We start from the raw sequence: 12,941 nt of genomic DNA on the forward strand, positions 1-12,941 counted from the left end.
ACAAAATAGGGGCGTGGCGCAATTGGTAGCGCAACGGTCTCCAAAACCGTAGGTTGCAGGTTCGAGTCCTGTCGCCCCTGCAAGAATCCCCGTCACCAGCTTTCCAGGTGGCGGGGATATTTTTGTCACAGATGCGGCGTACCCGCCTGGCGTGCTTTCCTGCCCGTGCAGCTTTTGCTAGGGTTGACAAAGTTATGTCTGGGCGGGGTTTCGCGCCCAGAAAAAGATTTCATTTCCCAAGGAGGGTTAGCTGTGAGCGATGAGCAGCAGCCGAACGGCTCGGCGGCCCCGCGTCCCACCGGTAAGCGCCAGCTTTCTGGTGCGGCTTCCACGACCTCCACGGACTCGGCGAAGAAGAACGTCGTCCGCGTTGAGGATAAAAACCGCACCGACAGCCCGGGTGGCGGCATCGCCGCATTCCCCGGCGAGGTTGTCTCTGAAATGAAGAAGGTGGTCTGGCCCACTCGTGGGGAGATGCTGCAGTACACCCTCATTACGTTCGCCTTCTTGATTGTCATGACCGCGCTGGTTTGGGGCGTTGATACCCTGGCTGGCCTCGGAGTTGAGAAGATTCTGACTAATTAGCTAGAATGACCCCATAATCTTTTATCCCGCTGTTTCCGCACTCCGGAACGGCGGGATACTTTTTGCCCACACGCGCCGCGGGTAGGCTGGTTCTACAACACGCGCCGATGACATTTTGGAGTACCACTCATGAGCGACGAGAATAACGTCGAAAACCCAGGAACCTCCCTAGAGGAGGCCATGCAGTCCAACGTGCAGGAGCAGGCTGCAGAGCACGCCAGCGCAGTCGAGGACGCCCAAGAGGAGGCCGCAGCGCCGGCTGAGGATGGCACCAACAACGCAGACGCTGCGCTTGCCGATGCCCCCGCGGCAGAAGCCGAGTCCGCCGCGGAGTCCGCAGAGGCTGCCCCAGCGGAGTCCGCCGAAACCGAGGAAGAGGCCGAGGACGCCGCTTACCGCAAGCGCCTGCGCGACTTCACCCGCGAGCTGAAGAAGCAGCCGGGCCAGTGGTACATCATCCAGTGCTACTCCGGCTACGAGAACAAGGTGCGCACGAACCTCGACATGCGTGCCCAGACCCTTGAGGTGGAAGACTCCATCTTTGAGGTCGTCGTCCCCATCGAGCAGATCATGGAAAACAAGGACGGCAAGAAGAAGATTGTTAAGCGCAAGCTGCTGCCGGGCTACGTCCTGGTGCGCGCTGAGCTTAACGATGCCGCTTGGTCCGTCATCCGCGAAACCCCCGGCGTGACCTCCTTCGTGGGCAATGAAGGCAACGCGACGCCGGTCAAGACCCGCGACGTGGCCAAGTTCCTCATGCCGAATGAAGCGCCCGCCACCAAGGGCGAGGCCGCCCCGAATGAGCAAGAGGGCGAGCAGGTCGTCGAAATGCCAGAGAAGGAAGTGGCCAAGAAATACGCCCACGACTTCGAGGTGGGCGAGGCCGTTACCATCCTGTCCGGCCCGCTGGCTGCCGTATCTGCCACCATTTCCGAAATCGACCCGGAAACCGGCAAAATGCAGGGCTTGGTCTCCATCTTCGGCCGCGAAACCCCAGTGGAGTTGTCGCCGACGGAAATCGAGCGCATTTCTTAAAAAATGATTTTGTGCAGGGCGCACGGTGTTCTAGACTGGAACGCCGTGCGCCTTTTGCGTGCGCACACGTAAATCGTTTCATCCTCCGGTGGCCCACTGAGGTGAGCATCCGGACGGGCCGCGTTATTCATCGTGACGCAGGTCCGGTACCACAGGAAAGAGGTAATTCGATGGCTCCAAAGAAGAAGGTATCTGGCTTCATCAAGCTGCAGATCGAGGCTGGCGCCGCTAACCCGGCACCGCCAGTTGGCCCGGCACTCGGTGCCCACGGCGTCAACATCATGGAATTCTGCAAGGCTTATAACGCCGCTACCGAGAACCAGCGTGGCAACGTGGTCCCTGTTGAGATCACCGTCTACGAAGACCGCTCCTTCGACTTCAAGCTGAAGACCCCGCCGGCAGCCAAGCTGCTGCTGAAGGCCGCAGGCGTTCAGAAGGGCTCTGGTGTCCCGCACACCGATAAGGTCGGCTCCGTCACCTGGGATCAGTGCAAGGAAATTGCACAGACCAAGTTCGAGGACCTCAACGCCCGCGACATCGAGGCCGGCGCACACATCATCGCTGGTACCGCCCGCTCCATGGGCCTTAACATCGATGGCGCACCGGAGAAGTAAAAACTTTATGTGGTAGGGCCAGCTTCGGCCCGTCAAATACCACGCCAATCCAGAAAAGGAATTGTTAAATGAGCACCAAGTCTAAGGCTTTTAAGGCCGCTGCGGAACTGGTAGATAAGTCCCGCCTGTACCGTCCGATCGAGGCCGCAAAGCTGGCCAAGGAGACCTCCTCAAAGAACTTCGACGCCACCGTTGACGTCGTCTTCCGCCTGGGCGTTGACCCACGCAAGGCTGACCAGCTGGTGCGCGGTACTGTCTCCCTGCCTAACGGCACCGGTAAGGACGTTCGCGTCGCCGTCTTCGCTGAGGGCGAGAAGGCAACCGCAGCTCAGGAAGCTGGCGCTGACATCGTTGGTACCTCCGAGCTGATCGAGCAGATCAATGAGGGCAACCTGGACTTCGACGTTGCCATCGCTACCCCGGACCAGATGGCCAAGGTTGGCCGCGTCGCCCGCGTCTTGGGCCCACGTGGTCTCATGCCTAACCCGAAGACCGGCACTGTGACCAACGACGTTGCTAAGGCAATTAGCGAGGTCAAAGGCGGTAAGATCTCCTTCCGTGTGGACAAGGCTGCAAACTTGCACGCCATCCTTGGTAAGGCTTCCTTCGATGCTGAGAAGCTCGCTGAGAACTACGGCGCCCTCATGGATGAAATCCAGCGCCTGAAGCCAGCTTCCGCAAAGGGCATCTACATCAAGCGCGCCACCATCTCTACCACCTCCGGCCCAGGTATTCCTGTGGACGGCTCCGTGCAGAAGGGCTACACCGACTAAGACGGTGATAGCGCATAGCGCGTGAATGAAGACCCCGAGGATTTTCCTTGGGGTCTTTTTGCATCGAACATCAGGCCCTGCGGTGTGAACGAAAAGCCAAGGTACTGGGCGTTAGTTTGCGTCTTTGATCTCGGCGTAGGCATCTAGCGCCGCTTGGCGCGACTGCCTGAGGTCCACGATGGGCGGGGCGGATAGCGTGGGCGCCCACTGGCGGATATACGCGCCATCCGGGTCGAAGCGCTGAGCCTGGGTTTCCGGGTTGAAGATGCGGAAGAAGGGTGCGGCATCGTCGCCGCAGCCGGCCACCCATTGCCAGTTAAACGGATTGGAGGCGGCATCGGCATCCACCAGGGTGTCCCAAAACCATTCCTCGCCTAGGCGCCAATGGATGCCCAGGTTCTTGGTAAGAAACGAACCCACCACCATGCGCACGCGGTTGTGCATGTAGCCGGTGTGCCAGAGCTCGCGCATACCGGCATCGACAAGCGGGATGCCCGTCGTACCCTCCTGCCAATCCTTTAGCCGCGGGTCATTCCAGGACCAGTCGAAGCGGTTGAATTTTTGCCGCACGTTGCGGGTGGCCAGATCGGGCAGGTGGTAGAGCCGGTGCCAGGCAAAGTCGCGCCACAGCAACTCGGACTGAAATTTCTCCGCGTCGGGCTCCTCGGCGGCGGCCACCCAGACCTCGCGCGGGGATACCTCGCCAAAGCGCAAGTGCGGCGAGAGCAGGGACGTGGCGTTGCGCGCGGGTATATCGCGCTCCTCGGCGTAGTGAGCTAAGTCGAGCTGGGCTAGGCGTTCGCGCGCACCGGCCTCTCCGGGAGTCCAATACTGGGCGAGCGACGCAGCCCACTGCGGTTCATCGGCGCTGGGGTTGGGCCAACTGCTGCTTGCCGATGCCCCCATCTCCCGCCCCGCCAGCAATTCCGGTACTGGCAGCGGTTCCTCATCAGCAAGCTGGGACCGCGCGGCGGCCGCGAAGGGAGTAAAGACTTTATAAGGGTTGCCCTGGGCGTTGGTGACCTCCCATGGCTCCACGAGGGTGAAACCGGGGCAGGAGATGGCGTTAATTCCGGCATCGGCAAGCGTTGCTTTGACCCTCGCGTCTACCTCGCGCAGCGGGCCGTGGTAGCGGCGGTTCCAGGTGACGGTATCGGCGCCAACCTCGTGGGCGATGCGGGGAATGACGGTGCGGGCATCGCCGGTAGCGCGCAGAAGCTTCACCCCACGGGAGGCAAGCTCCTGCGCTAGGGCATGGAGCGAACGCTCCCGCCACCAGTGAGTGGCGCCACCGAGCGGCCGGGTGCTGGGGTAGGCGGGCTCATCGAGGACAACGGCCACTAACTCTGGCTTTGAACCGTTTTTATCGGTGGCGGCCTCCGCGGCGCGGGTAAGGGCCTGGTTATCGGATAAGCGCAGGTCATCGCGAAACCACATGAGGGAAGTCATACTAGATAGCCTACGCGGCTGGGCAATTTGGGAATGCGAGGAAAGCACGGTAGTATCCCTTGTGAAGTTTGAACGGCCTTGTGGCCGAGTCAAAGTTCACCGAAGACCGTTGGTCATCCACTAAGGATTGAAAGTTCTCCACCCTGGAGGCGGCCCACGCAGGAGACACTTTGCGCATTCCGCGGCATTTCTCATGTCGCACGCCCTGTGCTCTTGCACGGGGCTTTTCTTTTTGGAAGGCCCCAGCGGAAAATAAAAGAGATGTTTTGGAAGGAGGCGAGAGACAATGGCAAACCCAAAGAACACTGCAGACTTGGCAGAGCTGAAGGAGAAGCTGGCCGATTCTAGCTCCGTCGTTTTGACTGAGTACCGCGGCCTGACCGTATCCCAGCTGCAGGAGCTGCGTAACAACCTGGGCTTTGACGTTGACTACTCCGTCGCCAAGAACACCCTCTTCAAGATCGCTGCCAACGAAGCTGGCATCGAAGGTCTTGATGATTTGCTGACTGGCCCGACCGCAATTGCGTTCATCAAGGGCGAGGCAGTAGATGCTGCGAAGATCATCACCAAGTTTGCTGATGACAACAAGGCACTCGTCATCAAGGGTGGCTACATGGACGGCGACGCATTGTCTGCGGAGCAGGTTCAGGCCATCGCCAAGCTGGACAACCGCGAGACCACCCTCGCAAAGCTGGCTGGCGCTATGAAGGGTTCTATGGCGAAGGCAGCCGCTGTCTTCAACGCTCCTGCAACCAAGGCGGTTCGCACCGTTGTTGCTCTGCAGGACAAGAAGGAAGCAGAAGCTTAAGTCGTCACAACAGACGCACACATAAAACACCGTGCTTGCTACCTCATCACCGGGGAACAAGCACACAACACAGAAAGGACTTGCCATCATGGCTAAGCTCACCAAGGACGAGCTCATTGAAGCTTTCAAGGAAATGACCCTCATCGAACTGTCTGAGTTCGTTAAGGAATTCGAGGACGTCTTCGACGTTGAGGCTGCTGCACCGGTTGCTGCTGCTGCACCGGGCGCTCCGGCTGAGGGCGGCGCTTCCGCTGCTGAGGAGCAGACCGAGTTCGACGTCGTTCTGACCGACGCTGGCGCTAAGAAGATCGGCGTTATTAAGGCTGTCCGCGAGCTCGTCTCCGGCCTGGGCCTGAAGGAAGCTAAGGAAATGGTTGAAGGTGCACCTAAGGCCATCATCGAAGGCGCTTCCAAGGACGACGCTGAGGCTGCTAAGACCAAGCTGGAAGAGGCTGGCGCTTCCGTCGAGCTCAAGTAATTTAACTGAGCTTCACGCTTTCGAAGCCCCCACTCTTACCGCGCTAAATGCGGTGGGAGATGGGGGCTTCTCCCGTTTTATATGCCCCTCTTGAGTTCAGAGGGTCGTTGCAACACTTTCCCTTAGGAGGGTGTTGTTGTGCTTGGAGTTGTGGGCCCGTTTCATTCGTTGTCTGAGTCGGATCGTCGTGGCTTGGTCGCCTTGGTTGGCAGTGGGCGTAGCGTTCGTTCGGCTGCTGGTGAGCTTGGCTGTCATTACGTGCATATGGTATATAGTGAGCTGGTTGATTCTTCCGGTGACTACTAACCGAGAACGATGCCCTATTTGTGCAGGGCAGATGAAGAAAAAGAGAGTGTCCGATTCTTTGTGTGCGGGGGCTTGGTTTACAAGTAATCCGCGAATCGGTTGGGGTAGGCCACGGCTAGTTGGTTGATGGCTTGTTTCCACCCGGTGGCTTTCGCTCCTTCAATATAGCCGTTGCCTTCAATGTCGCGTTTTGTTTTCTTCGCTCGCTGGGCAGCGCGCTTGTCTTCGATGTCGCAGATCATCAGCCACAGCGTCTTCAGTGCGGCAGTATCGTTCGGGAATTGCCCCCCCCGGTTACGGGTAGCTTTACGCAGTTGGGCGTTGAGCGATTCGATCGAGTTGGTGGTGTAGAGCACTCGCCGCGCCGCTGGCGGGAACTGCAGAAACGGTACCAACCGCTCCCATGCGTCCCGCCAGACTTTGACCGACTGGGGGTATTTCCGGCCAAGTTCACTGGCCTCGAAGACATCCAGGCTGGCACGTGCAGTGTCCTCGTTAGCGGCTGTGTAGACCTCACGCAGTGTGCGGGAGACTGATTTGCGGTCCTGGTAGGACACCCACCGGTTCGCAGCCCGAATCAGGTGCACAATACAGGTCTGCACCATGGAATCCGGCCAGGTTGCCTCCACGGCTTCCGGCAGGCCTTTGAGCCCGTCGCAGCACACGATGAACACGTCTTGGACACCGCGGTTGGCCAGATCCGCACACCGATGCCCAAAATGCGGCGCCTTCATTGTCCGCGATCCACAATCCCAGGATGTGCTTGATGCCGTCCATGTCGACACCAACCGCCATGTAGCAGGACTTGTTGACCACGCGGTGGCCGTCACGGATTTTAACGCGTAGCGCGTCGAGGAAGATCACCGGATAGAACTCGTCGAGCTGGCGGTTTGCCAGATCATGACCTCTTCCAAGACCGCGTCGGTAATGGTGCTGATCGTATCCGGGCTCATATCCACACCGAGGGTGGTTGCGAGATGGTGGCACATATCGCGCACGGTCATCCCGCCGACGTACAGCGAGATAATCATGTCGTCGAGCTCTGTGAGCCGACGTGTGCCCTTGGGCATCATCCGGGGAGTAAACGTGCCGGCGCGATCCCTGGGCACGGTCACTTCCACCGCGCCGTAGCCAGAGTTGACGGTTTTGGTGTACGACCCGTTGCGGTGATTGCTGCTCTGTGCGGTTTCCACCTGGGCTTTGGCCTTGTGTTCGGAATGGCTATAGCCCAAATGCGCATCCATCTCTGCCTTAAGACCAGCGTTAATCGAAGCCTGCAACAGGCCTTTGACCAGCTCGCTGGCGTCATCGGTGGACATCGACAGCACGCCAATCAAGCTGGCGAGCTTAAGGATTTTCCATCAGCTTCTCACTGATGTCGTTGACCCTCGCCGGGTCATGGTTTTTCTTCGGTGACACAGTAGTCATTATCTGTGAAACTCCTTCTAGATCAGAGCCTCACACACAAACTTCCTGACACCCTCGGCCGAGATGGCTTTCGCCGCGATGAGTTCTTCGATGACCTTGCGTGTTGCCGGGCCGACTTTCCTGACACTCTCCCTCGGCACCTAGCACATCAGCATGCCCCCGGCGGTATTTCAGGTCCGAGGCTGCGTTATGCCTCCGGATAAGTGAAATAATCCTAATACCAGCACGCCAGACCGGCTAAACATATAACTTCACCAACACATCCTGTCGTTTAGGCCCCCGAAGGAGCTGTTGGCGTTGACTTTATCGACTACCACTGAAGCACGCACTCATGTTGATGTTGTTCCCGTTCCGCATCCCGGAGAAATTCTTCTCCTAGAATTCCTCAAACCCGCGGAATTACCCAGTATCGCCTGGCAACGACATTGGCACTACCCGCTCTCAAGTCTGCAAAATCACCCGCGGTGCGCTCGGTATCAGCGCCGATATGGCCTTGCGCTGGTCGGCCTACTTTGGGAATTCCGCGGAGTTCTGGCTCGGACTCAAGAGGAATACGATCTGTGGAAAACTCGCCAGACCACTGATGTCAGCGCCATCGTTCCGTGGAATCACAAAGAAGAAGCCGAGTCTCATTCATAGGAACAGTTGACTTGCGCTCATGAGTGGCTAGGGGAATTCCCTTTCTCCCTCGCGTCTGCTTGCGCAAGGACGCGATCGGCTCGGCGCACAAAGATAAGGGCGGGCCCGATAGCGAGGAGCCCGGCGAACGCATTGGCCCACAAACCAGTGGTCAAGGTCCAGCGATGAGACAATGCGGCCAGCGGGGTCGACCACACACTAGAGAGTGAAACGACGGTGCTCATTTGGATATTGGTGACTCGGCCAAAAGTTTCTTCTGCCAGAAGCCTGTGGAGTGCGGCATAGGTTACCGCGCCGGCGGCTGGGGCTGTAAGAACAGACAGCCCTAAGGGGATGATCATCAACAGGCTGGGGCTGAGCAGGGCACCACAGGCGATTGATGCAGCAACCCAGGCGCATGTGCCTACCTGAAGGGTGGCGAAGGAGAACTTCTTCTGCAACCAACCCGTCGACAAAGCCCCCACAATCCCGATGAGGCCTATGGACGTGCGGGCTAGTCCCGTTACCCATCCAGGGTTATTCCCCTCCTCCAGTATGAGGACCGCCATGAACAGCGAGCCGTTAATTGCGCAGTTCGACAGTGTTTGCATGGCAATGAGCCCGCGAAGTAGTGGCGCGCGAGCCACGATGGCTAAGCCTTCCTTCGTCGTGCGTAGGAGCTTGTTCTCTGCCTTCTTTGTGGGGTCTAGGCGAGCCCTGATGAAGAGGAAGAAGACAATGGTGAGGATATTTGCCAGACCGACAAACACGAAGGGCAGTGCCACATTGACTTCTAGAAGCGCGCCGCCCACAGTGGGGCCGATGAGTCCCGCAAATTGCAGACGTGCTTGGATGAGCCCTTGTTTGGCGGCGAGCTGTTCTTCCTCAACGAGCTGGGGCAGGCAAGGGTCGGAGCAAGCTTGACCTATCCGGTAAAAGAACATCATGCTCCCGAGAAGCGCACCGAAGACCATGGGGGAGAAACTTCCGGATAGGATGAGACTCGCTAACGCGAGGTTGAGTACCCCGGCCAGAGCGTTGGTCACAATGATGAGTGGCTTGCGGCGCCACATATCCGCAAGAGAGCCGCCGATGATTCCGCCTGCCAGTGCAGCTATTCCGGTGATGGTTCCATACAGGCCGGCAAGGGTAAGGCTATCGCTCAAGCGTAGAGTGACCACCGGAATAGCAAGCCCGGCTCCTACCCCGGCTATCTGAGCCACGAGGTCAGACCACAGGAATAGTCTAAAATCACTTGGGTTGGTGCGATCAACTTTATTTATATTCAATGCTCCTCCTATAACAAAGCCATCTCAGTCGTCCCTAGGCCCAACTGCAATTAGCATGCCCCAGAGGAAAGATCGCCAATCTAGTCCCGCGTTGTCAGCGATGATGTCTTCCCGAAAGAGAGAAATGCCCCGAGAGAGGTGGTCAGTGGCTGTAGCAACCATTTGAATAACTTGGCTAAGGTGCCCAATTTCTAGCCAGAGCGTTCGAATCGAGTTTAGACTTTCGTATTTCCAGGATATGACTCGAGGATCACCAACAGTAATAAAATGTATTGGGGCATCCACGACATGCGATTGTTTCCCAACCGCGGTCTTCCATTCCTTATAGGGCTCTAGATGATTGAGAAACAGTAAGGAATGGTTTTTCGGGTGGTATAAATAATAACCATCGTCGATTGAATCGCATCTACTAACGCGGACAATGAGCTCGGTTGAGCACAATCCTCCGGCAGATGGGGCCGAACGAAAATGGATGTTTCCGGACTTCTGTTCGTTTGTTGTTGGGCGCTTTGAAAAGCTTGCGGAATCGTAAAGGATTGATGCTAGTGACCTAAGGCTAATTGATTTTAGCTCTGTATTCGTAAAACGTGCAGATTTTCGAGAATTCAAAACAGATTTGAAGCTTCTGGTGTAGCTTATTGTCTCGCCGTGCGGAAGGTTCAATTCTTGCTTGGCGAAAATCGGATTCTCCCATACATGATGCGGTGGGCCGGTGAGCGCGAGTTTTTCCCTTAAATGCTGGTGATGCTCATCTAGTTGAGCGATTGTCTCGTCGGAACGGACTCCGCTGGCAAATGCGTAGTCGCGCGCGAGCGGAGGAGTATCGGGCCACATATCTAGAACCGTGCATTCGGTATTGGGGGGTTCATTAGAAAAATGCTGTAGTACCCCTAAGTTCTGGAGTTCCGGAAATGAATCTTCGCTAGACACGACCGTTACTCCACTAATAGTTTGACTATCTAGTAAGCGGAAGAGTTCCTCCCTTGCCTTCTGGTTTAAGATTGTCTGAGTTTGCTCTAGAGGGTTGTCCCAAACGAGATACGGTCCCTTGAACCGAAAATGGCCCACTGTCGCTATTCTAAGCATCGTTTAAAGTCCTTTGTAAATATCTAGCAATGGCGTTGGAGACGAGATTCGTGCCAGCTCGGTCTTCGTAGAATAGCCAATCGAAGCAAACGTTACATTCAAGAAATATTGGGTCACCTCCTTGTATTAGGAGGTCGATAGCACATAAATTACAACCGGATAGTTGGGAGTATTCAATTAGAATATCTTTTAATCTTTGGGTAGATTTATATAGAGATACGCTCACGCCGTTGTTCTCTTGCCACAGGTCGTCTGCATTGTCATATCCCGATACTCGGAAAACGATAACTTCTTGGTCGATTACGTAGCAGCGGAGCTCATACTCTGAGTTCATATACTTCTGGAATAGGAGAGGTACCGGCTCATCACGAGTTGATTGATCTAGCTTCAAACGTTTAGGCATAGCTCCAAGAAGTGTTCCCGGAGTCGGTTCTACCCAGTGGGGGCCAATCGGTTTGGCAATTGAAAAGGGAAACGCCGCTTCATATCCAATTGACGTTTGAGGGGTAGTAAGTCCAATAGAATTGGCGAGCTGAATTTGTGCAAGCCGTGACCGAGCGTTACAAAATTGGTTTACGCTAAATAAAGCAATCTCTTCAAGCGTTTGTATGTAGGATATTGCCTGATCTTTGATATAAATTATTTCCTCTTTAACGCAGGATATATTTTTTATAGATTCGCGTGAAAAATGGCGGATCCAAGCTACTGTCACCGTGGTGTTGCCATGTTCCGTAACCAGTCTTCCGAAGTTATCTATTGGTAATAGCTCTTTACTGAGTTCGCCGTCGCTGTCAATTCGTACGACTCCAATGTTTTGGCTGGCGAGAATCAGCGACAGGAGGTCACATTCTCGGTCATCTTGGCGGGTTATGAAGACTACACTTTTTGATGGAAGCGATTCGGGGTGATTGTGGCGGAATTCTCGCTGAAAATCGTTGCTTGGGCCTTGAAGTCTTATGGTGATATTTTTGTCTATAAGGATCGTCATAGATATATGGCGGGGTCCTGTGGGTGCATGCTTGAGGGGCTTGCATCCACAGGGGGTAGCTAAAAGTCCTTTTTTACGTCGTGATTTGCTGCCTTGATTTTGTAATCATTAACAAAGGCGTCCAGCTTGTGATTGGGTCGTGGTGTGGGGTGTTCTGTCTGGTTTAGAATCTCCCGCGCTATCTGAGTGCTGAGACGCGGTGCTACTTCTGCGTGATGCAAGGTAAAACCTCCCGGTAGTGTGATGTGCATTACTTGCGGTAATTAGAATCTACATGAGCACTTTGGGTCCGGGTATCCTACAAAAGTTCTAAATCTCGTTTCAGGAAGTGTGTTTTGAACAAACGAGTCGGTAGGATAAGCCACCATGCTGCCCAAGTCCCGCATCTTCTCCGTCCTTCTGCTCGGCCTCGGCGTAGCGATGGTGGCCGCCGGAGTAGCGGCGCCGGCGTTTTTGGATTTCTCGCCGCGGCTGCCGTTGGAACTCAAAAACACCACGTGGACTCTTAAGGATGAGTCCGCGGATTCCCAAGTGGTCAATAAGGATGGAACGTCGCCTTATTCCGGGCCGATGACCTACCAGATCAATGCGGGCATCCAAGAGCCTTCGGATGAAGATACTGCGACGCTGCGCATAGGGGAGACGCGCCTGCGCGGCGATGGCCAAGGACTCGATGATTTAAGCCAAGCGCAGGTGTGGACCTATCCCATTGACCGCCTGAGCGGTGAGGCAAAGGCAGAGGCCAGCCTGAGCCATACCTTGGCCAGCCCTGAGGAGAAGGTTGCTGTCGATGGGTACTGGCTAAAATTCCCGGCGGATGCGGAAAAGACGAATTACCCAGTCTTTGACCCCACCTTGCGCAAGGCAGTGGACGCGGTCTTTGAAGAAGAAACTGAAATAGATGGCCGTACGGTGTATCGGTATCACCAGGAAATCGAGCCAACAAACGTAGCGCAGCTTTATGCCGCCGATGGCAATACCACCTCTTTCCCCAAGGAAGATGGGGGACACGAACCTGGTTATTTGATGCACTCGGGCAGTACGGATTTCTACGTCGACCAAGCTACCGGCCTGGTGGTGGGCATGGACATGGATATCGATGACTACTACGCGGACCGAGAGGGCGTAGGCCGCGAGCAAGCATTCGTCTTTAATGGTTCCACCTCAGAGAAGTCCCGCGCGGCGCTACTCGATGAAGCGAAATCGTTCCCACGCAACCACGTGGCGGAGATTGCGCGGTGGGCGGCACTGGGTATCGGTATCGTGTTCACCTTTATTGGAGTCATTGGGGTGCTGGGAATTTACGACCGTAAAAACAAGCATGTGCGCCGACGCGGAAAGAAAAGCGCCAGCGAAATGACTAGCGAAAGTGCCAGATAAGAGTATTAAGCGCGGTTCGGGTTGCGGTGGAATGAGTTTTTAGTGGTACGGTGCTTGTGGTTGCCCCGCTAGATCTGGCGCAACATTATTGCCGCGTTGGCGCA

General features: G+C 56.0%; 11 protein-coding genes, 1 tRNA gene and 1 pseudogene. 8 read left to right on the forward strand and 5 right to left on the reverse strand.

Annotation, left to right across the window (positions count from 1 at the left end; translation table 11 throughout):
• Positions 1 to 7 precede the first annotated feature (7 nt).
• From CACC_RS01960 to rplA, 5 genes are all read left to right on the forward strand, one after another.
• A tRNA-Trp gene (locus tag CACC_RS01960) sits at positions 8 to 80 on the forward strand.
• A gap of 172 nt (positions 81 to 252) precedes the next feature.
• Entirely contained in the window at positions 253 to 585 is a 333-nt protein-coding gene (gene secE, locus CACC_RS01965) for a preprotein translocase subunit SecE (protein WP_023016713.1), read from the forward strand.
• A 129-nt stretch (positions 586 to 714) separates the two neighbouring features.
• Positions 715 to 1,620, forward strand: coding sequence for a transcription termination/antitermination protein NusG (gene nusG / locus CACC_RS01970; protein ID WP_005276843.1), 906 nt, complete (start codon positions 715 to 717; stop codon positions 1,618 to 1,620).
• Positions 1,621 to 1,790: 170 nt separating this feature from the next.
• Positions 1,791 to 2,234 carry a 50S ribosomal protein L11 gene (gene rplK / locus CACC_RS01975; RefSeq protein ID WP_005276845.1) on the forward strand — a complete coding sequence of 148 codons (444 nt, stop codon included), beginning with the start codon at positions 1,791 to 1,793 and terminating at the stop codon, positions 2,232 to 2,234.
• 68 nt (positions 2,235 to 2,302) lie between these two features.
• Positions 2,303 to 3,007, forward strand: coding sequence for a 50S ribosomal protein L1 (gene rplA / locus CACC_RS01980; RefSeq protein ID WP_005276847.1), 705 nt, complete (start codon positions 2,303 to 2,305; stop codon positions 3,005 to 3,007).
• A 111-nt stretch (positions 3,008 to 3,118) separates the two neighbouring features.
• Here the strand turns inward: rplA and CACC_RS01985 are convergent, their stop codons facing one another.
• Positions 3,119 to 4,456: a cryptochrome/photolyase family protein gene (locus CACC_RS01985; protein WP_005276849.1), complete on the reverse strand. Its 1,338-nt coding sequence runs from the start codon at positions 4,454 to 4,456 to the stop codon at positions 3,119 to 3,121.
• Between the two features lie 286 nt (positions 4,457 to 4,742).
• On the opposite strand from CACC_RS01985, the gene rplJ reads away from it, so the two are divergent.
• Positions 4,743 to 5,264: a 50S ribosomal protein L10 gene (gene rplJ / locus CACC_RS01990; protein ID WP_005276854.1), complete on the forward strand. Its 522-nt coding sequence runs from the start codon at positions 4,743 to 4,745 to the stop codon at positions 5,262 to 5,264.
• A gap of 88 nt (positions 5,265 to 5,352) precedes the next feature.
• Positions 5,353 to 5,742, forward strand: coding sequence for a 50S ribosomal protein L7/L12 (gene rplL, locus CACC_RS01995; protein ID WP_005276856.1), 390 nt, complete (start codon positions 5,353 to 5,355; stop codon positions 5,740 to 5,742).
• A 383-nt stretch (positions 5,743 to 6,125) separates the two neighbouring features.
• Here rplL and CACC_RS02000 read toward each other — a convergent pair.
• The 4 genes and pseudogenes from CACC_RS02000 to CACC_RS02015 form a co-directional block, all read right to left on the reverse strand.
• Positions 6,126 to 7,476: pseudogene (locus tag CACC_RS02000) on the reverse strand (IS256 family transposase).
• A 656-nt stretch (positions 7,477 to 8,132) separates the two neighbouring features.
• Positions 8,133 to 9,317 carry an MFS transporter gene (locus tag CACC_RS02005; protein ID WP_005276865.1) on the reverse strand — a complete coding sequence of 395 codons (1,185 nt, stop codon included), beginning with the start codon at positions 9,315 to 9,317 and terminating at the stop codon, positions 8,133 to 8,135.
• A gap of 90 nt (positions 9,318 to 9,407) precedes the next feature.
• Positions 9,408 to 10,313: a SagB/ThcOx family dehydrogenase gene (locus CACC_RS02010; RefSeq protein ID WP_232218869.1), complete on the reverse strand. Its 906-nt coding sequence runs from the start codon at positions 10,311 to 10,313 to the stop codon at positions 9,408 to 9,410.
• A gap of 148 nt (positions 10,314 to 10,461) precedes the next feature.
• Positions 10,462 to 11,457: an ATP-grasp domain-containing protein gene (locus CACC_RS02015; protein WP_005276867.1), complete on the reverse strand. Its 996-nt coding sequence runs from the start codon at positions 11,455 to 11,457 to the stop codon at positions 10,462 to 10,464.
• Between the two features lie 366 nt (positions 11,458 to 11,823).
• Here CACC_RS02015 and pgfA point away from each other — a divergent pair, with 366 nt between their 5' ends.
• Positions 11,824 to 12,837 (forward strand): cell envelope lipid trafficking protein PgfA, encoded by a 1,014-nt coding sequence (gene pgfA, locus CACC_RS02020; RefSeq protein ID WP_005276868.1) that lies wholly within the window; start codon positions 11,824 to 11,826, stop codon positions 12,835 to 12,837.
• Positions 12,838 to 12,941: the final 104 nt, after the last annotated feature.

The sequence above is a fragment of the Corynebacterium accolens genome (genome assembly GCF_023520795.1).
Classification (GTDB): domain Bacteria; phylum Actinomycetota; class Actinomycetes; order Mycobacteriales; family Mycobacteriaceae; genus Corynebacterium; species Corynebacterium accolens.

What these genes read in the sequence shown, in the direction of transcription:
- nusG (WP_005276843.1), top strand. Translation starts at nt 715, where the DNA reads ATGAGCGACGAGAATAACGTCGAAAACCCAGGAACCTCCCTAGAGGAG.
- rplK (WP_005276845.1), top strand. Translation starts at nt 1,791, where the DNA reads ATGGCTCCAAAGAAGAAGGTATCTGGCTTCATCAAGCTGCAGATCGAG.
- rplA (WP_005276847.1), top strand. Translation starts at nt 2,303, where the DNA reads ATGAGCACCAAGTCTAAGGCTTTTAAGGCCGCTGCGGAACTGGTAGAT.
- CACC_RS01985 (WP_005276849.1), bottom strand. Translation starts at nt 4,456, where the DNA reads ATGACTTCCCTCATGTGGTTTCGCGATGACCTGCGCTTATCCGATAAC.
- rplJ (WP_005276854.1), top strand. Translation starts at nt 4,743, where the DNA reads ATGGCAAACCCAAAGAACACTGCAGACTTGGCAGAGCTGAAGGAGAAG.
- rplL (WP_005276856.1), top strand. Translation starts at nt 5,353, where the DNA reads ATGGCTAAGCTCACCAAGGACGAGCTCATTGAAGCTTTCAAGGAAATG.
- CACC_RS02015 (WP_005276867.1), bottom strand. Translation starts at nt 11,457, where the DNA reads ATGACGATCCTTATAGACAAAAATATCACCATAAGACTTCAAGGCCCA.
- pgfA (WP_005276868.1), top strand. Translation starts at nt 11,824, where the DNA reads ATGCTGCCCAAGTCCCGCATCTTCTCCGTCCTTCTGCTCGGCCTCGGC.